A 25,316-nucleotide genomic window follows, 5' to 3' on the forward strand; every position below is an offset into this window, starting at 1 on the left:
TAAACATCTATTTCAAATCCAAAGGAGTTTTTTAACACGTAAGATACTCTGTTCAATTTCAAGTTAAATGTGCTGATTTTTACTATCAGTTGCATTCTGGAATTGCATAAAAACGGGTGTTGTCGAAACACGTAAGGTGGATTCGCGCTAGCAATCCACCATTTCGAAAGTTGATGTTGCGCTAAACATGGCGGTTTGCTAGCGCGAAACCGCCCTACGAACTGCTGGCTATAGCAACGGGAATAAAGGATTCAAAATGCAATTTGAATGGGACAATCGAAAAGCTCTTATTAATTACCGCAAGCACGGCGTTAGTTTTGAAGAAGCAAAAAGTTGTTTTTATGACCCAAACCAAATTGCTTTTTATGATTCTGGGCATAGTCAAGACGAAGACAGGGAAATTTTAGTGGGTCATTCCAATAGGGGCAGGCTGTTAATGGTCATTTGCACGATACGCACCGACAAAATTCGGATTATTTCAGCGCGTAAAGCAACTCAACAAGAGGTGATTGATTATGAAAAAGGAATATGATTTAACCAAATTAAAAGTTAAGCGGCGCGGGTTATTAGCTGATTTACCGCCGCTGGAAGAAGCGGAACAAGTAACCTGTGTATTATCACTGGATAAAAAGGTGGTTGATTTCTTTCAACGGGCGGCAGATTTGCCAAATGCGTTGCCTTATCAGCAACAAATTAACCATGCGTTGCAGGAATGGTTGGAAACCCGTAAGGTGGATTCGCATTAACGCGATTAACGCGGTAAGTCGCATTCCGTAACGCGGTAAGTCGCATTCCGTAGGGCGCAATAGCCGATAGGCGTATTGCGCCGCATGGGAAATTACGAATCATACGGCGGAATACCCAAAGGGCATAAATACGCTATCGCTATTCCGCCCTACCTTTGTGGACACGCTTAATAAAGTCAACGATTAATTAGGGATAGGCAATGCCGGATTACCGTCGCTACCGCGTTCCGGGCGGGACTTATTTTTTCACGGTCAATCTGTTGGAACGGCACGGTAATGATCTTTTGGTGCGCCATATCGACATTTTACGCACGGTGGTGCGGGAGACGCGCACCCGTTGGCCATTTCACATTGATGCGTGGGTGGTTTTACCCGAACATTTGCATTGCGTATGGACATTGCCAATCGGCGATGCTGACAATGCCAACCGCTGGCGGGTCATCAAACAAGGCTTTTCCAAGGCTCTGCCGAACACGGAAAAACGCTCCGCCGTCCGTGTTGCAAGAGGCGAGCGCGGAATCTGGCAACGCCGCTTTTGGGAGCATGTCATCCGGGACGATGCGGATTATGCGGCGCATATCGATTATTGCCATATCAATCCGGTCAAACATGGCTTGGTTAAACAGGTTTCGGATTGGCCTTACTCGACGTTTCACCGAGATGTCGAGAGGGGGCTTTATCCGCTGAATTGGGCAACGTCTCCTGATAATAATTTTGACTACGGCGAGCGTGGTTGAAGATATTGGCAATCATGCGGCGCAATACGCTTGCGCTATTGCGCCCTACGGAATTAGGCTTATCTCCTTAGGCATGTCGGCGATGATGCCAAGCCTTATCAGGTGCGCGAAGCTAGGAAAAAAATAGAGGAATCAAAATCATGAAAGACAGTGACTGCTATGTGAAAATTGTTGAATGGTCTGAGGAAGATGGCTGTTTCGTGGGCTTTTGCCCTGGTGTTATCGGCGCTTGTTGTCACGCTGACAATGAAGTCGAAGTGTATGCCGAACTGTGCCAGATTGTGGATGAATGGCTTACTACTCTTAAAACTGACGGTAAGCCTCTACCTTTGCCTACCGTGGGTAAAGGTTTTGTCGACCAGATTTGCGCTCGTTCCCAAGCTGGAGCTTGGGAACGAGCGAAATTTCAAATTACCTATTGATGAGCAACTAACGGTAATCCAAGCAATTTTTTAAATGCAGGCTAATGATATTTTTAACTTACTTACCCGTTCCAAGCAAACATCCGGCTTTACTGGCCGTGCTGGTCATGGGGATTTTGCAAGGCTGTGTGTCTTCGCCCGCCTTGTTTGATGATGCGGTCATTTCCTACGATAAGTCAATCACCGAAACGTTATCCAAGCAGTTGCTGCTGAATATCGCCCGCGCCCATCAGCATCAGCCCATGCACTTCACCGGTATTTCCAATATAGCCGCAACGTTCAATTTTCAGTTGAATGCCGGCGTTACGCCTGCACTAACCGGTAATAGCGGTTCGTTATTGGTGCCTTCTTTTGGCGGTGGCATTTCGGAAAACCCCACGATCAGTATCGTGCCGATGGAAGGGGAAGAATTTACCCGCCGCTTGCTAACGCCTTTGCAGGAAGCCAAACTGACCATGCTGTTGCGCCAAGGCGCGGATGTTGATCTGGTATTACGTTTGTTAATTGATGAATTGCGGCTTACTGACGCCAATGGGGATAAAATCTATCAGAACAAACCCGCCGACACTCAAGCTTACCGTATGTTCCGGCAAGTGATTTTGCATTTGTCCGCCATACAAGATAACCATGCTTTGCATGTCAATCCTCTGTTGTTCGACCGAAGCTGGACTTTACCGGCGGCATCCTTATCGGTGGATAAGTTGGCGGAGCTACAAAAAGAATTTACCGTCAATTATGATGCCGTCCGGCAACAAGTCAAACTGACTAAACGGGTTACCGGGCACATCATTTTGAGCAATTATGATCCGGTTTCCCTTAGCAACGAAGAACGCGAGCAACTACAACAAGAAGCGGATAACCTGCCTGCCAATGAAGTGATGCTGGATATCCGGGCTGGTTACCCAGACGGGGAATGGCCGTTGCATGGCGCTTTCCGCTTGCGTAGTTTTCATAATGTGCTGAATTTTATCGGCCAAGGCATCAGTGAATATCCTGAATATGTTGTCCCCAAACATGCGCTGACACCGGAGGTAAGGGAAAATCCCGCACAAACTTTGGCTATCATGGTGTCACCCACCGAGCCTCAAAAAGCCGATCTCAGCGTAGAATATGGCGGCAACTATTACGCGATTAAGCCGGAGTCGGGTTATCAATGGAACCGCGAGGGTTTTCGGCTGTTGTATCAAGTTTTTCAGATGACGATGAGCGAATTGTCGCAACAAGGCGCACCTAGCATCACAATTTCAAAATAATCACTGGATTCCCAGGAAATTACTTCATAACTAAAGGTTTTTCAGGTTTTAATACCTGTGTGTCATTTGCAAAAATTGCATAGACACCAGATGACTCATTTACCGTGTTTAGCTTCTCTTTTCAGATATGCCAAAAGAACCGACCGCCAAATTCCACAATAGCCAGCAAGCTGTGCTTGACATATTGGTCAAGCACAAGCTGATTGCAAAATTGGTGCATAATCAGGAAATGCCCCACCATGAGCTGGTGGAAACGCTGGTCCGCAAAGAGAACATGGCGCAGTTGCAACAGATACTGAACCATTTGCCGCCTGAGGAAATTGCCCACATCCTCGAAGAATTGCCGCCCGAAGACCAATTGCTGGTCTGGGAGCAGTTGGATGACGCGCATAAGCAGCCCATCCTGCTGGAAGCCCCGATCTCTGTGCTGCAATTACTGGGGAAACAAGACTACAAGACGGAACGCTCCAGGGTCAAAGCGTTTAATCTCTACGAAGGCCGCTTGCACGAAATTACCATTGATACCCCTAACGATTTATTGGAGTCCCAACCTATCTGGATAGATTTGGTGGCGCCGACGTTTGAGGATCGGATATGGGTGGGCGATATTTTTGGCATAGAATTCCCCGATCCCTATAAATTGAGCGATTTGGAATCCAGCGCGCGGTTTTATGTGGAAGAAAACGGCGAAATCCACTTGCATTCAGATTTCCTGCTTGACAAAGGCGACGTGTCACGCAACATCGTCGTGGCGTTTATCCTTTATAAAGATATTTTGTTTTCCATCCGTAAAGAAGAATTGCCGGTTTTCCGGCTCCAGCGTTTACGCGCCTTGAGCCAGGCTAATTATGTTGCCAACTCAAGGGATATGTTGCTTGACCTTTACGCGGCGAATGCCGAGTATTCGGCTGATGCCCTCGAAGATGTTTATCTGGCCTTGGAAGTGGTTGGCAATCAAGTCCTCAGCAAACAAATGAGCGATGAAGAAGCGGCTAAGATATTGATTGATATTGCCAATGAAGAGGATCTGAACGGGCGTATCCGCCGGAACGTGATGGATACCCGCCGTGCCGTTTCATTTTTAATGCGCAGTAAGTTTCTTGCCAAAGACCAACTGGAATATTCCCAGCAGATTTTGCGTGATATTGAGTCCTTGGACGGCCACACGGCATTTCTTTTCGACAAGATCAACTTCTTGATGGATGCCGCCGTGGGTTTTATCAATATCAACCAAAACAAGGTGGTCAAGCGGTTGACCGTCGTCAGTGTGGTGTTTATGCCGCTCAATGTCCTGGCGGGCATTGGTGGCATGTCCGAATTTTCGATGATGACACAAGCGATACCTTGGCCTATCTCATACAGCATTTTTACTATCGGTTTGGTCATTGTCGGTTGGCTGACTTTTGTGATTTTGCAGATTCTTGAAAAACGCGAACACAATAAATCATAGGATTTTCGCTAAGGATTTGGCCATTAATAACTTCCCGATATTAAGACCTGACAGGTTTTTGAAACCTGTCAGGTCTAGGGTTTCAAGAATGGTTCAAGGAAGTTATTTTTAGCCAAATCCTAAAGGGTTTTGAGGTCGGACTATAGGACACGTTATCTTAAACCCACAGTGCTTTAGGAATGTGCATGGAATAAATTCGCGGATCAAGACCTGTCAGGTTTTGATACCCTCTGGGGCACAAGAAACCTGACAGGTCTGACGAGCCGGTGCGGAAATTATTTCATGCACATTCCTTAGCCAGTGGTTGTTTAGTGTTTTTTTGGAGTACAAACCTAATCCTCAGTCAATGTTTTTCCGACGGGTATTCCGGCCTACGTCAACCCGACAATTCAACACTGACTGGGTACTAGGCTTGTACTCCGCAACTAAATTACAACCACTATCAGATAATCCAACTAAGGAAATTAGGCCGGATTGATCAAATGGAATAAAGTCTGCGCCATTTCCGCTGCTTCATGACCCATCGTGGTCAGATAACCGCCATCTTCCCGTGTGGTCAGACCTTTTGCATGCAAACGATGTGCGGCGGCAACCGCGCTTGGGGTTGCACTGGATGTGTGGATTTTAAGGCCGGCCAGGGTGCTGTCCAGATTGTAAAGGGCCAGCAGGTTGAGTTCATCGATCATTTCTTGATTATAGTTCATTGTTTCTCCTCGTGTGTTGCCTAAGCCTGGGCGTATTGCTGGCTTTGGCGGGTGTGGGTACGCTTTTATGCCCATGAGGGCGGCGCGTACCTTTATGTATTGGATAAGATAATTTATGTTGAAAAACGTACTTGCCACGTCTGGGCGCACCCTGCCGGATTCACGGGCAAGGCTATTATGCAACGCGGTCTTCCGGCTCGTTTCCCGCAAAAAACGCGGCGATATTGCTCAGGACCCGATTGCCCATCGCCTCCCGTGTTTCTTCACTGGCACTGCCTAAATGCGGCAATAGCGTCACATTGTCCAGTTCCAAGAAACCGGGATTAAGATTCGGTTCGCCTTCGTAAACATCCAAACCGGCTCCGGCGATCCAACCTTCTTTCAGGGCTTTGATCAGCGCGTTGCTATCGACCACGTCACCTCGTGCGGTGTTGATAAGATGTGCGGAGGGGCGCATCAGTTTCAGGCGTTGTTCGTTGAGCAAATGTTGGGTGGCCGCCCCGCCAGGGCAATGTAGCGAGACGAAATGGGCTTCGGTCAGCAACTCCTCAACCGTTTCACAGCGCACGGCTTGTAATTCTTCGACTATCGCGGCATCGGGTGCGGAAGGCACATAGAACAGGATTTTCATGCCAAAGCCATGATGGGCTTTGCGGGCCATCGCTTGGGCGATGCGGCCAAAGCCGATTAATCCCAAGGTTTTGCCCGTGACTTTTTGCCCGACCAATTGCGTGGGCCCCCAGCCCGTCCATTGCCGGTTCAAAATTAGCCGTTCACCTTCGGCGGCTCGGCGGGCGGACATCAACAACAACAGCATGGCTATGTCCGCCGTGCAATCGGTCAGGACATGCGGCGTGTTGGTGACGACCACACCATTTGCTTTAGCGGCGTTGATGTCGATATTGTTATAACCCACGCCAAAATTACCGATGATTTTCACGCGCCGGTTTTCGGCACCGATAATGTCGGCGGTGATCGGGTCGGTCACCGTCGGCAACAAGGCATCGGCGGTTTGCATGGCGAGTTTCAATTCATCCGCGTTCATTGGCGTGTCGGACTCGTTGAGCTGCACATCGTAAAGGGCTTTAAGTTGCGACTCGACTTCGGCGGGCCAGCGGCGGGTGACAATGACTTTGGGTTTATTCATAAACGTAGCTCCACGCGATTGTAGGTTTAGTTACAGCAATCGGGTTGCAATAGATGCGCAACCCGATTGTGGTAAAGCAGGGAGGGTAGGGCGGTGTGCTTATTACGCCGTGGCGCGATAATATTCAATCGCCGCCGCAACGCCGCTACCCGGGACTATATCAATGCCGCTATCCAACAAGGCCATTTCCACACCGGCAATCGCACCGAGCATGGACACGTCATTCATGTCGCCAACATGGCCGATTCGGAAGACCTTGCCGGCCACTTCAGACAGGCCCGCACCCAGGGAGATGTTGTATTTGCTGAATGCAGTGCTGATGACGGTGCGGGCATCCTTGTCTTCAGGGACAACCACGGCGGTGACGGTGTTGGACTCAAACCCCGGCTGGGCGCATTGTTTCAAGCCCCACGCAGCGACGGCTTTACGGGTGCCTTCCGCCAGGCGGTGATGGCGGGCGTAGACGTTTTCTAAGCCTTCTTCCAGCAACAAGTCCAAAGCCTTGCGCAAGCCGTATAACAGCGGCAGGTTGGGCGTATAAGGCGTGTAGCCAGAGGCATTGTTGGTCATTTGGTCTTTCAAGTCCAAGAAGCAGCGCGGATACGTTGACGTTTCCACAGCGGCCAGGGCTTTTTGGCTGAAGGCCAAGAACGCGCCGCCTGCCGGCAGCATAAAACCTTTTTGTGAACCGCTGATCGCACCGTCCACGCCCCATTCGTCCATGCGGAAGTCGATGCTGGCAATCGAGCTGACACCGTCTACAAACAAAAACGCCGGATGGTTTGCCGCATCCATCGCTTTGCGGACGCCGCCGATGTCGCTGGTCACGCCGGTGGCGGTTTCATTATGGGTTGCCAACACGGCTTTGATTTCATGGTTGGTGTCTTCTTTCAGACGGGCTTCGAGTTTGTCTAAAGGAATGCCGCAGCCCCAAGGTTCTTGGTGGATTTCAACATCAAACCCTAAGCGTTTCGCCATTTCCGCCCACAAGTGGCTGAATTGTCCAAAACGGTAAATCAAGACTTTGTCGCCGGGATTCAAGGTGTTGGTCAATGCCACTTCCCAACCTGCCGTACCTGTGGCAGGGAAAATGAAGGCTTGCCCTGTTTCAGTTTTGAAGACTTTTTTCAGGTCTTGCAACAATGGGGTCAGCAGTTTTGGGAAGATGGGTGAGCGGTGGTCTTCCATCGCAACGTGCATGGCGTTAAGGACTTCGTTAGGCACGTTGGTAGGGCCTGGGATATAAAGGTGGTTACGACCAGCCATGAGGTTTCCTCTTGTGTAATAGTTAAGAAAGGGATGGGGGCGTCATGCAAACTGGCGTTTGCGGGTGGGCCTGAATGTTCTGGATATAGGGGGCGACTTTGACAAAGTCACCAGGCCGCGCTGGGTTTAAGTATAAAACAGCTTGCGGTTGTTAATAAAGTCCCAGCAAAAAAACGAGCAATAATGACATAGCCACTGACAATCAGCAACATTTGATTGACGATTTATCGTGGTAACAATTGACTTTACGGTGCCTGAAAGTAAAATGGGCGATTTATTTGTTTCTGGGACGCGCCAGAATGACTTTCTCAAGTACTGTATTCCAGTACGTTAATACCCAAAAAGTAGGGATGTACAAATGAGCCACACTTTATATACAGCGTCAGTCCAACGAGTCCAACGCTGTGAATTGGCTGTTCCGGGTTCCAACCCGGATATGTTTGAAAAGGCGATGAAGAGTGGTGCGGATTTTATTTTTTTGGACCTTGAGGATGCGGTCGCTCCCGATGACAAACTACGTGCCAGAAAAAATATTATCGAAGCCATCAATGACCTAGACTGGAAAGGCCACGGCGTGACCGTTTCTGTACGGATCAACGGCTTGGACACCCAATACATGGTGCGCGATGTAGTTGATTTGGTTGAACAAGCCGGAAGCAAGATCGATACCATCCTGATACCAAAAGTAGGCGTATATGCCGATGTCTACATGGTGGAAGCCATGTTGAACCAATTGGAAATGCAGCAAGGCCTGAAAAACAAAATCGGTATTGAAGCGTTGATTGAAACCGCTTTAGGTATGGCAAATGTGGAAGATATTGCCCGCCAAGGCGCACACGGATGTCTGGAAGCCCTGCATTTTGGCGTGGCTGATTATGCCGCCAGCAACCGCGCCCGCACCACTAACATCGGTGGTTTGAATCCTGATTATCCAGGCGACCAATGGCATGCAGCCATCAGCCGCATGACCGTCGCTTGCCGCGCGTTTGGCTTGCGCCCAATCGACGGCCCTTTTGGTGATTTTAAAGATCCCGAAGGTTTTAAAATGGCGGCTAAACGGGCGGCGGCTTTGGGTTGTGAAGGAAAATGGGCGATCCATCCCTCACAAGTTGAATTGGCGAACGAGGTTTTTACCCCACCAGCGGCGGAAATTGAAAAAGCCAAACGCATACTCGTTGCTTTGCAAGAAGCGGCGGCACAAGGCAAGGGGGCGGCGGCATTGGATGGCCGTCTAATTGACGCGGCGTCAGAAAAAATGGCGAATAACGTGGTAAAAGCCGCTGAAGCGATTGCTGCAAAAACCCAAAAATAATTTTACGGGTGACTGGGCGGCAAAGATTTTGTCAGCCAAAGGCAAATTAACTACACAAATAATGGAGATGCTGTGGATATTCATGAGTATCAAGCAAAAGAAATTTTAAGCGGTTACGGTATTAAAATCGCGGAAGGCGGCTTGGCGTATAGCCCGGAAGACGCAGTGCAACGCGCACGGGAAATCGGCGGTCATGTTTGGGCGGTTAAAGCCCAAATCCATTCCGGCGCCCGTGGCAAGGCCGGCGGTATCAAGATTTGTAAAACCCATGATGAAGTTGAAGCCGCTGCCGAAGCCTTGTTGGGCAAACGTTTGGTGACCCATCAAACTGGCTCGGCGGGAAAAGTGTGCGGTCGTTTGTATGTCGAAGCAGGGACGGAAATCGCCAAAGAATTGTATTTTTGCTTTTTAGTCGACCGTAGCTCCGAACGCATCGTCATGGTCGGTTCGGCGCAAGGCGGTATGGATATTGAAGAATTGGCAGCAACCAATCCCGAAGCCATCACCAAAATTTATATCGAGCCCGCCGTGGGTTTGCAGGATTACCAAGCGCGGGAAATGGCGTTCAAATTGGGTTTAGACTCGGAAATCATCAGCCATGCAGTAAAAACCATCAAAGGCTGTTACCGTGCTTTACGGGCCTTGGATGCCAGCATGTTGGAAATTAATCCCCTGGTCGTCACCAAGAGCGGAGAGCTTTTGGCCCTCGATGCCAAAATGGGCTTTGATGAGAACGCCTTGTTCCGCCAACAAAAAATCTCCGAATTGCGTGACAAAACCCAAGAAGACCCACGCGAAACCGCCGCCGCCGACCGTGGCTTAAGCTATGTCGGACTTGATGGTGACATCGGCTGCATGATCAACGGTGCCGGCTTGGCAATGGCGACGATGGACATGATCAAACTCGCTGGCGGCGAACCGGCCAATTTCCTGGACGTAGGTGGCGGCGCGTCGGCGGAACGCACCGAAAAAGCCTTCCGCTTGGTGTTGGCAGACCAAAACGTCAAAGCCATGCTGGTCAATATTTTCGCGGGCATCAACCGCTGTGATTGGATTGCCGAAGGCGTGGTGCAAGCGGTCAGAAAAATCGACATGCAAGTGCCGTTGATCGTGCGTTTGTCCGGCACCCATGTCGAAGAAGGCCAGCGCATCATCAGGGAAAGCGGCCTGCCCATCATCACCGCAGAAACCTTGGCAGAAGCGGCGGAAAAAGCCGTGCAAGCGCGTAATGAAGTTGCCGCCCGACTCAGATCGGCGGCTTAAGGAAAGTATATGGCTATTTTAATTAATGAAACCACCCGTATCATCGTCCAAGGCATCACTGGCAAAATCGGCAGTTTCCACGCCCAAGACATGCTCAACTACGGCTCCAAAGTGGTCGGTGGCGTGACTCCCGGCAAAGGCGGGCAAATCCATTTAGGTTTGCCCGTATTCAACACCGTCAAAGAAGCCGTGCAACAAACCGGTGCGGTAGCCAGCATCGTGTTCGTTCCACCAGCGTTCGCCGCCGACTCCATTATGGAAGCCGCCGATGCGGGCATCAAATATTGTGTGGCAATCACCGACGGCATCCCGACCCAAGACATGATGACGGTCAAAAATTTCCTGCGCCGTTTCCCGGTTGAAGAGCGTATGATTTTGACCGGCCCGAATTGCGCCGGCACCATCAGCCCGGGCCGCTCCATGCTCGGCATCATGCCGGGGCACATCTACATACAAGGCAACGTCGGCATCGTCGGGCGTTCCGGCACTTTAGGTTATGAAGCCGCCGACCAAATGACACGTTTGGGCATAGGCATCTCCACCTCTGTCGGTATCGGTGGCGACCCGATCAACGGCAGTTCGCACCGCGATATTTTTGAGCATTTCGAGCAAGACCCCGAAACCAAAGTGGTGCTGATGATCGGCGAAATCGGCGGCCCGCAAGAAGTCGAAGCGGGGATTTGGGCCAAAGGGAACATGAGTAAGCCCGTGGTCGCCTATATCGCCGGACTCACCGCGCCCGAAGGCCGCCGCATGGGCCATGCCGGAGCTATCATTTCCTCGGCAGGTGAAAGCGCGGCGGAAAAAGTCGCCATGCTGAGGGATTTAGGCGTGATTATCAGCCCGACACCGGCGGCGATGGGGGCGACTGTTGCAGCAGTTTTGGCTAAATTGTAAAACGTCTGATATAAGAGGCTTAACTGCACCGCGTTTTAGTGATGAGGAGTAAAAAACTTTGTTTTTTTACTCCTTTTTTATAGGGACAATAATATGATAAGTGCTTAAGCCTATGTAGAATGTGGTTAATCCTGTTTTGTAAGGAAGCAATAGGATTTTAAAACGTGATTTTATCCAGCCATGAATGATACGATTGCACATATTTATAGTTTTAGCGACTATTTGGTGCGTTGGAAACGACGTGTTTATTATTAATTGTTTCATAAGTGTTTGCATTGAAGATGAAATGCCTCACTCACGCTTTTTTGACAAGCATTTATGAAACAATTAATAATCTTCTTGAATGGGAAAATTAATAATGATGATAAAAATAAAGGAACATAGATGAAAACACCTATACACATTGCTGTTACGGGCGCGGCAGGGCAAATTAGTTATTCGTTGCTATTTCGCCTGACCGCAGGTTTATTGTTAGGGCCTGAACAACCTATTATCCTGCATTTGCTTGAAATCACACCGGCTATGCCTGCCTTAAAAGGCGTGCTGATGGAACTTCAGGATTGTGCGAACCCCTTGTTGCATCGGGTTGTGATGACTGACGACCCGATGGTGGCTTTTAAAAATGTCGATTATGCGTTTTTAGTCGGCGCGCGTCCACGAGGCCCAGGGATGGAGCGTAAAGATTTGTTGCAAGTGAACGCGGAAATTTTCGCGGTGCAGGGTAAAGCCTTAAACGCCGTTGCCAATCGAGATGTAAAAGTGCTGGTGACGGGTAATCCGGCTAATACCAACGCCTTGATTGCGATAAAAAATGCGCCGGATTTGAACCCTGAGAACTTTTCTTCGATGAGCCGTCTTGACCATAACCGCGCCATCAGTTATCTGGCGGAAAAATGCGGGGTTTTGTGCAAGGATGTAAAAAATATGAGTGTCTGGGGAAACCATTCGACCACGCAATACCCGGACTTGCATCATGCCCAGGTCAAAGGCCAGGATGCGTTGACTTTGGTTGAACGGGATTGGTTTGTAGATGATTTTATCCCTACCGTCCAGCAACGCGGTGCCGAAGTGATTAAAGCACGCGGTCAATCCAGCGCCGCATCAGCCGCCAATGCCGCTATAGACCAGATGAAAACCTGGGCGTTTGGCACCGAAGAAGGCGACTGGGTCAGTATGGGCGTGTTGTCTGATGGCAGTTATGGCATAGAAGCAGGGCTGGTCTATTCCTATCCTGTCACCGTGAAAAATGGCGAAGTCAATATCGTAAAAGGTCTGGATATTAATGATTTCAGTTTGGAAAGATTGCGGATTTCCGAAGCCGAATTGAAAGAAGAACGGGATGCCGTCAAGCATTTGTTTTAGATTCCATCATTACCCATATTTCTCATAACGCGTTGATTCCGCTCATGTTAGATGCCCAGCATAAGCGGAATCCATTCATACTCTGGACGGCGGTTTGTTTTTGCAGAACTGCTGATACCAGCCTCAAGAAGCCTTTTTTAACATCCCGAAACCGTTGGGTTTTTTCACCATTTGCACTTGGGTTTTGATGCGTTTTTTGACCGCATCGACGTGGGAAATCACGCCTACGGTTTTTCCGTAAGCACGCAGGTTTTCCAAGGTGCTGAGGACTAGCGTGAGCGAGTCGCCGTCTAAATTACCGAAACCTTCATCGATAAACAGCGAATCCACCGATTTATTGTTGTTGGCGAGTTCTGACAAACCCAAGGCCAAAGCCAAGCTGACGATAAAGCTCTCACCGCCGGATAGGGTTTTCGGCTGGCGTCGGGTGTTGTTTTGGAAGGTGTCTTCAATTTCCAAGGCCAAGCCAGCCACTTCGGGATCAAAACGCAGATAATAACGCCCGCTGATTTTTTCCAGGATGCGGTTGGTTTTGGCAAGCAATTGTTCGGCGAGACGCAACTGCACACGGCGACGGAAAACCATACCGTTTTCAGTGTCCAGCAAGGCACGTTCGGTCAAAATTGGCTGGGCTTCGTGCTCGCGTTGCTGCAATTCTTGTTCGAGTTCGTCAAACCGTTGCAGTAATTGGCTTTGTTGTGCCAAATGTTTTTGCAAACGCTGGATTTCTAATTGAGTCATGTCCATTTTGTTGGCAAATTGCGTCAATTGCCTATAAATGTCATCCGCGCCGGGGACGTTTTCAACCAATAGGGTTTGTTTGTCGATTTCTGCCGCCAAGTTTGCCAATTCTTGTTGCTTGTGGATGATTTGTTCTTGTAAAGCGGTTTTGCGCCGGGTGAATTCCGGCTCACGGGTCAATAGTTGCAAGGCGTTGCGCAATTCGGTCAGATTGGCGAAAGGTGTGGGTGCGAGCGTATCGAGCAGGGTTTGTTTCAAGCTGGAAAATTGGATTTCCTGCTCGGATACTACACGTTCCTTATCTGCGATGAGTTGTTGTTTTTCAATCAGTGCCAGATGCACACCAATCAATTCTTCACCATCCAATTGCTTGATTAGTTCGTTGATGAGGCGGTCGCAACGGGTGATTTCAGCTTGGCACACAGCTTGTTGGGCCGAAAGTGCGGACAATTCTTCGAGCAGGTTTGTCCTGCGGAAAAAATAAGTTTGATAGTCTTGCCGACGGCTGTTGAGGCGGTCAAAAAAAGCGTCTTCCTTGCCTTTGTTCGGTATGGTTTCCCCCAAGGAGGCCAGTTGCGTCAGTACTTTTTCCGCCAATTCCTGTTCTTCTTGGCGGCATTGCGCCAATGCCGTTTCAAGATCCTGCAATTCCTGACCGCTGCCTTGGGTGTTGCTGTCCAAGAGCATGGCGGTTTCTTGCAATTGGATGGTGGCGGCCTCGTTTTTGGCGATCAGCGCGGTGATTTTGGCGATGCGGGCGGACTTTTTCTGGTACTGCTTGCCCAGTGACAAGATATTCCTCAATTCATCTTGGGCCTCTTTTAACCAGATTTTCATTAAGCGCAGATTCGCTATGTCCAAGTCTTTAGATGCGGCGCCCAAGCGGTTGCATTGCGTCATCCACTCGGCTTTGAGCTTGTGCATTTGTTGCTGTGTCGCCCGGTTTTTTTCGGCAGTTTTTTGGGCGGTGATGATGCGTTTGCCTAACTGCTCAACTTTTGCCGACAAATCAAGCATTTTTATTTTTTGGTCAGCCAGGGCTTGTACCGAATTGGCGGAGACTGGCGGGTGTATTAGGTAAGGGTGTTGTTTGGAACCACATAGGGGGCAGGGCTTGCCAGCCACCAAATGGGGGCGTTCGATGGCCAATTTTTTTATCAGGGCTTCGCGGTACACCGATTCTTCAAGGGCGCGTTTGATATTTTCCTCGCGTTTTATGATGTCGCGCAGTTGTTCCTGTTCTTGCGCCAGGGCTTCAATATCAATTTCAATTTGTGGTTTAGGGCTAAACAAACCCAGCCATCCGCCGCGTTGTTGGTCGAGTTTTTGGTAATCAATGGCTAAACCGTACAGATGTTGGAATTGTCTGACGCGTTCTTGCTGCTCGCTTTTCAGCCCGTCAATGCTGTCGGCGGGATAGCCTTGCAACAGCTCGTTGCGGGCTTGTTCATCGGCGGCGAGCTGTTCTTTGAGACCGGCAATATCCGTATGGGTTTTAGTGAGGGCGGTACGGGTGTTTTTTATTGACGCCGAGGTTTTTTTTGAGCCGCTAGTGAATTGTTTGTATTGTTCGGTAAGTTCCTTCAATTCCCCCCGAAGTTTTTTCAAACGTGCGGTTTCTGGAAAATGGTCCAGCAAGGATTCGTCGCCAGCGTGTCCGTCCAGCCATGTTTGCACCGTTTCCAGGGCGGCTTCTTTTTCAGCCTTTTGCGTGTCCAGCGTTTGCAAAAGCGTGGTTTCTGACTGTTTTTGCAGACGGGTTTGGTTGATCTGGAATTTTATGTCATCAATCGTTTGATGCTGTTCGGAAAAAGTCACAGTCCCGGTTTTTTCAGGTATATTGGGCTTATCGCCCAATTGCTCCCTAAGAAAGCGCAGTTCGTTTTGTAGTGTGTTCCATTCCGTCTTGTGGTGCTGTAAGCTTTTTTGCTTGTCATCCAGGGCCAACAAATCCTCTTTATAAATTAACGCCTGTTTCGCGGTGGCGATGTTACCCAGCGATTGTCCGGTAACCAGTAATTGTGCTTGCAAATCTTGCAGGCGTTTTTTCTGGTCGACGCTTTGGATTTGCAGGGCGGCGGTGTTTTTTAGTGCGGATTGTTGCTGCTCCAAGATTTTTCGGGCGTCTTGGAATTCTTTAAGCTGTTCCTGATAATCCAATAAATCATGTTCGGACGCTTCCTGCTCTTCAGGTGTCAAGCACTTGATTTTTGCCAGTTCTTGCTTGACGGCATCGACCGATTTTTGGGCTTTTTCTGCGTTGCTGATGATTTCGTTGCGGTGGTCTGCGTAAATGTCAGTAGCAATCAAGGTTTCCAGAATACCCATGCGTTCGCTGTCCAGCGCGTTCAAAAATGCCGCAAAATCACCTTGCGCCAATAACATCGAACGTGTGAAAGTGCGGAAATTCATGCCTGTCAGTTCGGTGATGGTGGCGCAAACGCTGGCTGGTGTGGTCGCCAGCACTTCACCGTTGGACACACGGGTCAATTGCATCTTGATCGACGCCGAACTGGGTATTTTCAAATCACGTTCAGCCCGCCAGCTTGATTGGTATGCCTCATCGCCAAGCCTGAATTCCACTTCGGCATACGAATCGGCGGTGTTTTGGGTCATGACAAACTCAGCCGGTTGGTCGAAGCGGAAAGTTTCGCCGTAAAGGGCTAAGGTGATGGCATCAAGGACGCTGGATTTGCCCGAACCATTCGCACCCGTAATTGCAAAAACACCTGTGTCGGCAAAAGGCGCCTGGGTGAAGCTGATGCGGTTTTCACCCGCCAAGGAATTGATGTTTTTGAAATGGATAGAAAGTATTTTCATGGTTTGATACTTTTGCCGGACACTGGGATAATTTTAGTGCCCCATTATAACGCCGTGACCAGGCTTTTTATCAAACTATCGAGGAGGCAAAATGCTTGGCTTATCTGAGGATATTGGCGTGAGGCGTAAACGTTATAAACTGACGGGCCTTGTGGGTATTCCGGCCTACGATGTTATTTTTAATTTAACCAAATGGGCAGACAAACCATGTTGACTTTATATCAATTTCCCATTTCACATTATTGTGAGAAAGCACGTTGGGCTTTGGACTACAAGCGATTGGACTATAAAATTAAAAACCTATTTCCGGGCTTGCATGTCATGACGGCAAAACGCTTGGCGGGCGCATCATCATTACCGATCTTGGTGCATGACGGCAAGGTGGTGCAGGGATCGGGGGAGATTATTGATTATTTGGAACAGGTTTTTCCAGAACACAAGCTGGCTCCAGCGGATGATACGCTCTTGGCGGACGTGTTGGCGTGGGAAAAATTTGTTGATGGGAAGATTGGGGTTGCGGTCAGGATAGTGTGTTATCACGTCCTATTGGATCATCCTGATATTTTGACGCCGTTTTTCACCCGCAACGCGCCTTGGTATGGAAGCATTTATATGAAAATCGCTTTTCCAAATGTCGCGGCAAGAATGCGTGGTTTAATGAATATCAACGACAGAACGGCGGCATTGGCAAACCGGCAATTGGCGAGGGGGATAGCAAAACTTTCCGAACGCTTGCAGCATCGCCCATTTTTGGCCGGAGATACGTTTACCCGCGCTGACTTGTCGGCTGCGGCGTTATTGGCCCCGTTATGCAAAAGGCCGGAGTTTGGCCTGCAATGGCCTGGGCGTTTTCCTGGGCCTTTGGAAGAGATTATCGGGCAATATGCCGAGCAACTGGCGTGGGTGCATGAGGTTTATAATAACTATCGCCGCCCGAAGCCAAGTTCTAAAATATGACTATCGAAACAAATCATCAGGTGTATAAAGTATGACCCACAAAAAATCATCGTCCCAGAATGACAAACAAAGCCAATTGGTGATGTCCGCACGGCGCGACCAAGAGCTGCGGGAGCAATCTTATCGCGGTCAGGCCTTAAAAATGTATCCGTGGGTGTGTGGTCGCTGTGCCCGGGAGTTCACGCATAAAAACTTGGCGGAGTTGACCGTGCATCATAGAAACCATAACCATGATGACAATCCGGCGGATGGCAGCAATTGGGAATTGTTGTGTTTGTACTGCCACGATAATGAGCATTCGCGATATGAGGAAACCCGTTTTGCCAGCGTCAAATCCAGCAAGACGGGTGCTCCAGTGGCGACACATAATCCGTTTGCAGATTTAAAGAGCTTGCTTAACTCCAAAAAATGAAAATTGGCGTCAAATCAATGAATCAATGCCGAGATTGGCGAGTACGTCCGCCCGTTCATTGCCTTCGTCGCCGGAATGGCCTTTGATCCATTTCCATTCGATGGTGTGTGGGTTGCGGGCGGCATCCAGCCGCCGCCAGAGATCATCGTTTTTGACCGGTTTTTTTGCGGCGGTCAGCCAATTGCGTTTTTTCCAGTCCGGCAGCCATTCGGTAATGCCTTTCAAGACATAGCTGGAATCGCTGTGCAGTTGGACGTTACAAGGTTTTTTTAACGCTTCCAGCGCTTGTATCGCCGCCATCAATTCCATGCGGTTGTTCGTAGTGCTTTTTTCACCGCCATGCAGTTCTTTAATTTTGCCTTTGTAACTCAATAAGGCACCCCAGCCGCCCGGCCCCGGATTGCCCCGGCAGGCACCATCGGTATAGATAATCACACAATCAGTCATGGTGGTTTCAGTCAATTCAAAAATTCCACCCATGTTACGCAGGGACCATGCTTCCTGCAACCTTCATAAGCTTTGCCAGATTTTCTGAGAACACGTTCTGAGAAGCTGGCGTTGCGATGCAGATGATGTTTATCTTCGGTTGCCCAGCCCTAACTAGCCATTTTTTATGTCATAATGCCGCCTAATTTTCCTTCATTACCTGTACATTTTTTACCCATGTTGAACAGAAAAATTCTTGTCACCAGCGCGTTGCCTTACGCGAATGGCCCGATTCATTTAGGACATCTGGTCGAATACATCCAAACCGATATTTGGGTGCGTTTTCAGAAACAGCGCGGTCATCAATGTTATTACGTCTGTGCAGATGACACCCACGGTACACCGATTATGTTGCGGGCTGACAAAGAAGGTATTGCGCCTGAAGCCTTGATCGCCAAGGTTTGGGAACAACACAACGCCGATTTTAAAGAATTTGGCGTCGCGTTCGACAATTACCACAGCACCCATTCCGATGAAAATAAAGTGCTGGCTTCTTTGATCTACACCCGTCTGCGGGATGCCGGACATATCAGTTCACGCACGATCACCCAGGCTTATGACCCCGTCAAAAACATGTTTTTGCCTGACCGTTTCATCAAAGGCGAATGCCCGAAATGCGGTGCGGCGGAGCAATATGGCGATGGTTGCGAAGTGTGCGGGGCGACGTATTCACCGACCGATTTGAAAAACCCTGTGTCGGCAATTTCCGGCGAAAAACCCATAGCCAAAGATTCGGTGCATTATTTCTTCGATTTGGCGAATTTCACCGACATGCTTAACGAATGGACAAACGCCGGGCATTTGCAAGCGGAAGTCAGCAACAAACTTGCCGAATGGTTGGGCGGTGGTTTGCAGCAATGGGACATAAGCCGCGATGCGCCCTATTTTGGTTTTGAAATTCCTGATGCGCCAGGCAAGTATTTTTATGTCTGGCTGGATGCGCCGATTGGTTACATGGCAAGTTTTAAAAACCTGTGTGATAAGCAAGGCCTGGATTTCAACGAGTTCTGGGCCAAGGATAGCGATGCCGAGTTGTACCATTTTATCGGCAAAGACATCATTTATTTCCATGCCCTGTTCTGGCCGGCGATGCTGCATGGGGCGCATTTGCGGACTCCGAGTGCGATTTTCGCGCACGGTTTTTTAACGGTGAATGGCGAGAAAATGTCCAAATCCCGTGGCACGTTCATTACCGCACGGACCTATCTGGAACACCTGAATCCTGAATATCTGCGTTATTATTTTGCCGCCAAACTCAGTGCCGGTGTCGATGACATTGATTTGAACTTCGATGATTTCAGCCAGCGCGTCAATTCCGATTTAGTCGGCAAAGTGGTCAATATCGCCAGCCGTTGCAGTGGTTTTATCGCCAAGCGTTTTGCCGGGATGTTGTCGGCTAACTGTTCAGAACCCGCATTATTTGCCGAGTTTATCAACGCCAACGAAACCATTGCCGAGTTTTACGAAACCCGTGAATTTGGCAAAGCGATGCGTGAGATCATGGCGTTGGCGGATAAGGCCAACCAGTATATCGACGAGAAAAAACCGTGGTTGTTGGCGAAAGCAGAGGGCAAAGAGCAGGAACTGCATGCCGTTTGTTCTATGGGCCTCAATTTGTTCCGCTTGTTGGCGGTGTATCTGAAACCCGTGATTCCGGTTTTGGCGGGTGAAGCGGAAAGCTTTTTGAATATTTCGGCCCAAGCTTGGGTTGCCGGGTTGCAGCCCTTGCTGGATCACCAAATCAATGAATTCAAGCCGTTGATGACCCGTGTTGATGCTGACAAAATCACGGCGATAGTCGAAGCGTCCAAAGAGAATCTGGAAAAAACCTCGTCGTCAATAGCGGTATCGACACCTGTTGTTAAACAAGCCGCCAAGCAATTCGAGCCGATTGCCGACACGATTGAGTTCAACGATTTCGCCAAACTGGATTTGCGTATCGCTAAAATCATTAAAGCCGACCCTGTCGAAGGTTCGGATAAATTATTGTGCCTGACCGTGGATATTGGCGATGAAACCCGCACGATTTTTTCCGGTATCAAATCGGCGTACCAGCCGGACGATTTGGAAGGGCGTTTGACATTGGTCATTGCCAATCTTGCCCCAAGAAAAATGCGTTTTGGCGTGTCGGAAGGGATGGTGTTGGCGGCAGGGCCTGGGGAGAAGGAAATTTGGTTGCTGGAGCCAGATGGCGGGGCTATAGCGGGAATGCGGGTCAAATAATTTTGCTGGTTTCCAACAGGCGTACCCCTTCAGTGCGGCAGGGATGGGGGTTGTTCGCATTATGAATTAGAACGGCTACATCACCACCAATAACAACTTTTTGAAAAAAAGTCCAAGGCTATCTCGATTGCCTTGGACCTTCATTAAAAGCCCTTTCAGGCACTTAATTTATAGTGATTTGTACAACACTAAAGCTTTATTCAATTCTTCAGCCGCTTTTTTGACATCGCCTTTGTTTGACTGGATTTGTCCTTGAATGACGCTAGCGTTGGCTTTTTTAACAATGTCGTCATGACCAGAGATTTTTTCTGATGCGGAACGAGCTGCTTTTAAATGCAAACGGGCGGCAGAAAAATCACTTTTGTTGACTTCTTCCAAGGCTTTTTCAACATGCACAATCGTTTCGGAAACGCTTGCATCTTCTGCTAAGGCAACAGTGCTGACAGCACCTAAAGAGATAGCCATTAAGAAAGTTAGCATAGTTTTTTTGATGATATTCATAAAATTTGAAAAGCCTTTAGTGGGTTATTGGGGAATTTGGACATCAATGTCGGTAAATCTATAGTATGTCCAGCCCCTATCATATCGCATTAGTTGCTTTCATATCTGACTGTTTTGGTTTTAAAATAACTGGGGTAAATAACTGGGGTCAGAGTAAGTTTAAATCCTGTCATTTTAATCTTACTCGACCCCAGTTATTTATTTGTATTTATTTGAAAATGTAGTAAATATTATTTTTCTATAATTGCAGTTACAATAAGCCAACTCTTGATAAAACCTAATTAATTATGGCTACATTAACCTTTGACACCCATGAATTCGTTACCGAACTTAAGCAGGCGGGGTTGACTGAACCGCAAGCTGAAGCCATAACACGGCTTCATCAACAAGCCACATCTGCCCTTGTCGATTACGTCAAGCACGAACATAATCTTGATAACGTCGTCACTAATAAAGATTTGGATGCAAGGATTAAGGAAACGGAACTTAAAATTGAACTGGTCCGTTCTGAATTGAAACGTGATATTGAAATGGTCAGGCGTGAAATACAAGAAACTAAAGCTGACCTAATACGTTGGGTTGTCGGTGTCGGTCTTTTGCAGATAACCATTATTACCGCGCTTTTGTTACGTCTTACGGGTAAGTTTTAATTTAATCTTGATAAGTAAGTATGAATTGCTTCCATGCTCTAACGTGTGTGTTGATGCAGTCCATTTTTTCCTTTTCGTTTTCTGGGGTAAAGCATTTGCTGGGTTTTTGGTAAAATGCTTTAAAAGCTTGATCTCTTTTCATTTTTGCCGCTTCTTTTTTCCAGTCTATTTCCTGTGGCTCATTGATCTGGTTTTCTTTGAATATTTTCCTTTCTATTTTTGCGAATTCTCCTTTTTTTATCTGTCCTTTTTCCTCAAATCCTCTGGCTATAGTCCCTATGCCTTCGTGAACTACATATTTCTGGATTTCCATTACTTCTGCATAACTGGGGTCAGAGTAAGCTTAAATCCTGCCATTTTAATATTACTCTGACCCCAGTTATTCTTAATATTACTCTGACCCCAGTTATTCCCAGTTATTCAGGTAATGCCGTTAGAACCCAAACTCGATGTATCCGTACTGTCGTACATGGTCTGAGCTTTCAGTACTTCTTCGATATGGGTCTCTGACCATACACGGATAGCATCGAGCAGTGAGACCAAGGTGCGTCCAAGCGGAGTAAGCGAATATTCTACCTTCGGCGGCACAGAGGGATAGATGGTTCTTGTGACCAGACCGTCACGCTCAAGCCCACGAAGCGTTTGCGTCAGCATCTTTTGGGATACCCCGCCGATCTCGCGCCGTAAAGTGCTGAAGCGCTTGGTTCCGCCTTCCAGCGAACTAACGACCAGGACAGTCCATTTGTCGGCAATCCTGTTTAGCACCAGGCGTGTCGGACACTGAGCGTCATAGACGTTCCAGACTTGTGCTTGTTTTGATGGTGACGGCTTCATTGTTCCCATAGTATCCATTAGGTACCTATATATCGTTTAGGTGCCTTCTTCCAAATAGTAACCATTTTTTATATAGTGTGCAACGCTGATTGTGTACTACCAACCAATCGCGATCAGCATCTTAATCAAGGAGGTCACATGAAATTATTACGCAAGACTATTACAGCCCTACTTTCTGCTTTTTTACTTACTACCGGAGATAATGCAATGGCTCAAGACACATTACAGGAAAACAAGCAATTACTGGCGAACTTCGGTGCAGAAGTCTTCGGCAAGAAGGAGCTATCAAACCTGCATAGCTACATGCACGAAGGCTACATCCAGCACAATCCACTTGTTCCGCAAGGCTTGGTGGGATTCAAGCAGTTCTTTGCCGATTGGTTTAACGCTGTACCAGACTGGAATTACAGTCTTACCAAGATTGTGGCGGAAGGCGATACCGTTTGGGCTTATGGAACGTATTCAGGCACCCAGCAAGGGGATTGGCTGGGAATCCCCGCCACCAACAAAAGTTACAGCATTGCCGCAGTGGACATTTTCCGTATTCAGGACGGCAAATTCGCCGAACATTGGGACGTCATAGATGTCTACGGGCTTTTCAAGCAACTCGGCGTCATCAAATAGCGTAAAGCGTTTGGTTGATAATTGGGTCGCTTAGAGGCATGAAGGCGCATCTGAGCGTTCCCAATTGGGTTCTAACGTTACGGTAAGGGGCGCGCCGCCTACAGCATAACTGGGGTCAGAGTAAGCTTAAATCTTGCCATTTTAAGCTTACTCTGACCCCAGTTACTACCCCAGTTACTCCCAGTTACTCAGACCGGGATCAGGATTAGATGACATTGCTTTGCTTAACTCAGCAGCTATGTGTACTATGCCCGCTTTAAAGCCAACACCGACCCTTTGTTTATGAAAGCAAATAGCGAAACCATTAAAAAACGCTATGACCGCATAGCCCCGTATTTTGAAGTGTTTGAAGCCATTGTCGAAGGCTTGTTTTTTAAAAAATGGCGTAAGAAACTCTGGGAACGGGTAGAGGGTTACCATATTCTGGAAGTTGGTGTCGGTACGGGGAAGAACTTCGCGTATTACCCAGGTTATGCGCGTATCACTGCGATAGATTTTAGTCCAGGTATGCTCCAACAGGCCGCTATCCAGAAGGAGCGCAAAAAAGTCGTGGTAGATTTGGAATTGATGGACGTACAATCTTTGTATTTCGCCGATAACAGTTTCGACACTGTCATCGCCACGTTTGTGTTCTGTTCCGTGCCTATGCCGTTAAAAGGTCTGAAGGAATTGCACCGGGTATGCAAACCGGGTGGGCAGGTGTTGTTATTGGAACATGTGTTAAGCTCAAAACCACCGATAGCCTGGCTGATGAAACGCTTGAACCCGCTGGTATTGCGTCTATTTGGCGCGAACATTGACCGCAATACCGTCAAAAATGTCAAAGCCTGTCCGTTTGTATCGGTGCGGGTGGATGAGGAAAGCGGGGATATGCTTAAACTGATTGAAGCCAGAAAATGGTAGTCCGACAGGCTCTGCTAGCTGCTAGTGTGGGGAATTTCATACTACAACGCTCCAGCGTTGCATGACGTGACGCTGGGGCGTCAATAGCTGCATTCCCACAAAGCGTGGGAACGATGCCCAACCATTATAGAAGTTACGCATTGACAGCGATAAATATATAAAAATCATGTGGTTTTTATGTGAGGCTACATCAATGGGTAATTTAAAAGAAATCTTTAAATTAAAATTCTCAACAATACCTTAATTTTAAAAGGTAAAAATTTTTATATGACCTCGCATTGGCAGGGTTTTTAAAAAATCCCCGCTGTCAATGCGTAACTTCTACATGATTGCCTAGTAAACTTTCATCCCCCCGCTCCGACAAAAAATATCTCCCTCTCATGTATCGCATCTAGCGTGGAACCAGCCAATCCCAGGTGTTTCTGGCGAAACAGTGGACAACCAGCTTGTTGCTGAAAATACAGGCTGCGGTTTGGCTGGAATTCTTATAAATATCCAGATTTGCTAAACCCTATTGTCACCAAGGCTATTTTACAACGCAAGCAATTGTTTTTATGATGTATTTTTATCTATAGAAAAATACATAAAGAATCCCCTGTTGATTTTAATTAATGGCATGTCTTATGCTTAAGGTATATTGAAGCCAATGGAAAATAGTCCAAGTGTTTGGTGGATAATGATTTTCTAGCCAATTAATGATTGATGCCGATTGCGTATCTGATGGAATGGGGTGAGCCATGAACAGACCATTATTAAACTTCCAACTTGTTGAGGCGGATACAAAACCGCCTAGCCAAAGTAATACGGCGAAAGTCTTCCCTTTTAAACCGGCGGCCAGTGAACTGGCGACCGGCCTATTACCGTCAACGGCAGGTACTTTTGTTTTGGGGCATTTAAAAAACGCTACGGAGCAAAGTGACAGGAAGTTGTTGGATTATTTGATCATCGGGGCTTTGGCGTTGTGGGTACATGCCAGCTTGGTCGGTCATTTAGACAAAAACATGTTCGCCCAAGAACCGCTAATCGAACCGGTAAAAGTGCCGCCAAAAGTGGAGATAACCTTGGTCAAGCCGCAACCCAAGCCGATTATCCAACCGCCACCTCCACCGCCGCCACCAAAAGCCCAGACGCCACCTAAGCCACCTGTGCCCAAGGCGGTACCACTGAAGCCCAAACCTAAGCCTAAGCTCCAGCCGAAACCGATGCCACAGCTTGCCCCGCCACCTTTGCCCCGGCCCGTCTCCACGGTTGAAAGCAAAGGGCCAGTGGTGCCAGTACCTCCTGTAGCCCAAGCTGCGCCGCCTGTGGTGGAGAAAGTGACAGAACCCAAAGCCGGGGCCGCCTATTTGCATAACCCGTCGCCAGAATATCCCGAAGCGGCGATGGACAGAGGGCTGGAAGGCAAGGTGCTGATGAAGGTGCATGTGCAGCCAAATGGCAAGCCCGACACTGTCAACGTCACCAAATCCAGCGGTTATTCGATACTGGACGATGCCGCCGTGCGCACCGTCAAACAATGGTCTTTTGTGCCCGCCATGCGCGGCAAAACGCCAATTGCCGGTTGGGTGACCGTACCCATCACTTTTAATTTACAAAACTGAGGCCC

26 protein-coding genes are annotated in these 25,316 nt (G+C 48.3%); 18 read left to right on the forward strand and 8 right to left on the reverse strand.

The genetic code is table 11. The features are described from left to right. Positions 1–256 precede the first annotated feature (256 nt). From PHH59_RS10020 to PHH59_RS10045, 6 genes are all read left to right on the forward strand, one after another. Positions 257–532 (forward strand): BrnT family toxin, encoded by a 276-nt coding sequence (locus PHH59_RS10020; protein WP_300015103.1) that lies wholly within the window; start codon positions 257–259, stop codon positions 530–532. After that, positions 516–746 (forward strand): hypothetical protein, encoded by a 231-nt coding sequence (locus PHH59_RS10025; RefSeq protein ID WP_300015106.1) that lies wholly within the window; start codon positions 516–518, stop codon positions 744–746. Before PHH59_RS10020 ends, PHH59_RS10025 begins: the two co-directional genes overlap by 17 nt. Before the next feature lie 200 nt (positions 747–946). Next, positions 947–1,483, forward strand: a complete 537-nt coding sequence (locus PHH59_RS10030; RefSeq protein WP_300015109.1) for a transposase — start codon at positions 947–949, stop codon at positions 1,481–1,483. 140 nt (positions 1,484–1,623) lie between these two features. After that, a complete protein-coding gene (locus PHH59_RS10035) occupies positions 1,624–1,905 on the forward strand; it encodes a hypothetical protein (protein ID WP_300015112.1) in 282 nt (93 codons plus the stop codon). A 44-nt stretch (positions 1,906–1,949) separates the two neighbouring features. Next, on the forward strand, positions 1,950–3,158 hold the full coding sequence (locus PHH59_RS10040) for a hypothetical protein (RefSeq protein WP_300015115.1): 1,209 nt from the start codon (positions 1,950–1,952) through the stop codon (positions 3,156–3,158). Between the two features lie 127 nt (positions 3,159–3,285). Then, positions 3,286–4,608, forward strand: a complete 1,323-nt coding sequence (locus tag PHH59_RS10045; RefSeq protein ID WP_300015118.1) for a CorA family divalent cation transporter — start codon at positions 3,286–3,288, stop codon at positions 4,606–4,608. Between the two features lie 464 nt (positions 4,609–5,072). Here PHH59_RS10045 and PHH59_RS10050 read toward each other — a convergent pair whose 3' ends face one another. The 3 genes from PHH59_RS10050 to PHH59_RS10060 all read right to left on the reverse strand — a co-directional run bounded on the left by PHH59_RS10050 (position 5,073) and on the right by PHH59_RS10060 (position 7,725). Beyond that, positions 5,073–5,312, reverse strand: a complete 240-nt coding sequence (locus PHH59_RS10050; RefSeq protein ID WP_300015121.1) for a TIGR02647 family protein — start codon at positions 5,310–5,312, stop codon at positions 5,073–5,075. Positions 5,313–5,487: 175 nt separating this feature from the next. Then, positions 5,488–6,459 carry a D-glycerate dehydrogenase gene (locus tag PHH59_RS10055; RefSeq protein WP_300015124.1) on the reverse strand — a complete coding sequence of 324 codons (972 nt, stop codon included), beginning with the start codon at positions 6,457–6,459 and terminating at the stop codon, positions 5,488–5,490. A gap of 102 nt (positions 6,460–6,561) precedes the next feature. Beyond that, complete coding sequence (locus PHH59_RS10060; RefSeq protein WP_300015127.1) at positions 6,562–7,725, reverse strand: aminotransferase class V-fold PLP-dependent enzyme; 1,164 nt, start codon at positions 7,723–7,725, stop codon at positions 6,562–6,564. Between the two features lie 358 nt (positions 7,726–8,083). On the opposite strand from PHH59_RS10060, the gene PHH59_RS10065 reads away from it, so the two are divergent. The 4 genes from PHH59_RS10065 to PHH59_RS10080 all read left to right on the forward strand — a co-directional run bounded on the left by PHH59_RS10065 (position 8,084) and on the right by PHH59_RS10080 (position 12,559). After that, positions 8,084–9,037, forward strand: a complete 954-nt coding sequence (locus tag PHH59_RS10065) for a CoA ester lyase (RefSeq protein ID WP_300015130.1) — start codon at positions 8,084–8,086, stop codon at positions 9,035–9,037. A 72-nt stretch (positions 9,038–9,109) separates the two neighbouring features. After that, positions 9,110–10,300, forward strand: a complete 1,191-nt coding sequence (locus tag PHH59_RS10070; protein ID WP_300015133.1) for a malate--CoA ligase subunit beta — start codon at positions 9,110–9,112, stop codon at positions 10,298–10,300. Between the two features lie 9 nt (positions 10,301–10,309). Next, entirely contained in the window at positions 10,310–11,197 is an 888-nt protein-coding gene (gene sucD / locus PHH59_RS10075; protein ID WP_300015137.1) for a succinate--CoA ligase subunit alpha, read from the forward strand. A gap of 384 nt (positions 11,198–11,581) precedes the next feature. Then, positions 11,582–12,559, forward strand: a complete 978-nt coding sequence (locus PHH59_RS10080; protein WP_300015142.1) for a malate dehydrogenase — start codon at positions 11,582–11,584, stop codon at positions 12,557–12,559. Positions 12,560–12,682: 123 nt separating this feature from the next. Here the strand turns inward: PHH59_RS10080 and PHH59_RS10085 are convergent, their stop codons facing one another. After that, positions 12,683–16,120, reverse strand: coding sequence for an AAA family ATPase (locus tag PHH59_RS10085; protein ID WP_300015145.1), 3,438 nt, complete (start codon positions 16,118–16,120; stop codon positions 12,683–12,685). Positions 16,121–16,211: 91 nt separating this feature from the next. Between PHH59_RS10085 and PHH59_RS10090 the strand changes: the two genes are divergently transcribed. Genes PHH59_RS10090 through PHH59_RS10100 form a run of 3 tightly spaced genes read left to right on the forward strand, consistent with a single transcriptional unit; the run spans position 16,212 to position 17,489 of the window. Then, complete coding sequence (locus tag PHH59_RS10090) at positions 16,212–16,334, forward strand: hypothetical protein (protein WP_300015149.1); 123 nt, start codon at positions 16,212–16,214, stop codon at positions 16,332–16,334. Continuing rightward, positions 16,328–17,077 carry a glutathione S-transferase family protein gene (locus tag PHH59_RS10095; RefSeq protein ID WP_300015152.1) on the forward strand — a complete coding sequence of 250 codons (750 nt, stop codon included), beginning with the start codon at positions 16,328–16,330 and terminating at the stop codon, positions 17,075–17,077. Before PHH59_RS10090 ends, PHH59_RS10095 begins: the two co-directional genes overlap by 7 nt. A gap of 31 nt (positions 17,078–17,108) precedes the next feature. Next, positions 17,109–17,489: a YajD family HNH nuclease gene (locus PHH59_RS10100; RefSeq protein ID WP_366145461.1), complete on the forward strand. Its 381-nt coding sequence runs from the start codon at positions 17,109–17,111 to the stop codon at positions 17,487–17,489. Between the two features lie 9 nt (positions 17,490–17,498). Here the strand turns inward: PHH59_RS10100 and rnhA are convergent, their stop codons facing one another. Beyond that, positions 17,499–17,936: a ribonuclease HI gene (gene rnhA / locus PHH59_RS10105; protein WP_300015364.1), complete on the reverse strand. Its 438-nt coding sequence runs from the start codon at positions 17,934–17,936 to the stop codon at positions 17,499–17,501. Between the two features lie 216 nt (positions 17,937–18,152). On the opposite strand from rnhA, the gene metG reads away from it, so the two are divergent. Further along, entirely contained in the window at positions 18,153–20,198 is a 2,046-nt protein-coding gene (gene metG, locus PHH59_RS10110) for a methionine--tRNA ligase (protein ID WP_300015155.1), read from the forward strand. Between the two features lie 168 nt (positions 20,199–20,366). Here the strand turns inward: metG and PHH59_RS10115 are convergent, their stop codons facing one another. Continuing rightward, on the reverse strand, positions 20,367–20,699 hold the full coding sequence (locus PHH59_RS10115) for a hypothetical protein (RefSeq protein WP_300015158.1): 333 nt from the start codon (positions 20,697–20,699) through the stop codon (positions 20,367–20,369). A 287-nt stretch (positions 20,700–20,986) separates the two neighbouring features. Here PHH59_RS10115 and PHH59_RS10120 point away from each other — a divergent pair, with 287 nt between their 5' ends. Further along, entirely contained in the window at positions 20,987–21,349 is a 363-nt protein-coding gene (locus PHH59_RS10120; protein WP_300015161.1) for a DUF1640 domain-containing protein, read from the forward strand. Position 21,350: 1 nt separating this feature from the next. Here PHH59_RS10120 and PHH59_RS10125 read toward each other — a convergent pair whose 3' ends face one another. Further along, the gene (locus tag PHH59_RS10125; RefSeq protein ID WP_300015164.1) at positions 21,351–21,662 is read right to left on the reverse strand and encodes a hypothetical protein; all 312 of its coding nucleotides are present in this window, start codon (positions 21,660–21,662) and stop codon (positions 21,351–21,353) included. A gap of 107 nt (positions 21,663–21,769) precedes the next feature. Next, a complete protein-coding gene (locus PHH59_RS10130; RefSeq protein ID WP_300015167.1) occupies positions 21,770–22,201 on the reverse strand; it encodes a helix-turn-helix domain-containing protein in 432 nt (143 codons plus the stop codon). Positions 22,202–22,321: 120 nt separating this feature from the next. Here PHH59_RS10130 and PHH59_RS10135 point away from each other — a divergent pair, with 120 nt between their 5' ends. The 3 genes from PHH59_RS10135 (at position 22,322) to PHH59_RS10145 (ending at position 25,311) form a co-directional block, all read left to right on the forward strand. Beyond that, positions 22,322–22,807 carry an ester cyclase gene (locus PHH59_RS10135; RefSeq protein ID WP_300015170.1) on the forward strand — a complete coding sequence of 162 codons (486 nt, stop codon included), beginning with the start codon at positions 22,322–22,324 and terminating at the stop codon, positions 22,805–22,807. 282 nt (positions 22,808–23,089) lie between these two features. Then, positions 23,090–23,710, forward strand: coding sequence for a methyltransferase domain-containing protein (locus PHH59_RS10140; RefSeq protein ID WP_300015173.1), 621 nt, complete (start codon positions 23,090–23,092; stop codon positions 23,708–23,710). A 737-nt stretch (positions 23,711–24,447) separates the two neighbouring features. After that, complete coding sequence (locus PHH59_RS10145) at positions 24,448–25,311, forward strand: energy transducer TonB (protein WP_300015176.1); 864 nt, start codon at positions 24,448–24,450, stop codon at positions 25,309–25,311. Positions 25,312–25,316: the final 5 nt, after the last annotated feature.

The sequence above is a fragment of the Methylovulum sp. genome (assembly GCF_028687615.1).
In the GTDB taxonomy this organism is placed as follows: Bacteria; Pseudomonadota; Gammaproteobacteria; order Methylococcales; family Methylomonadaceae; genus Methylovulum.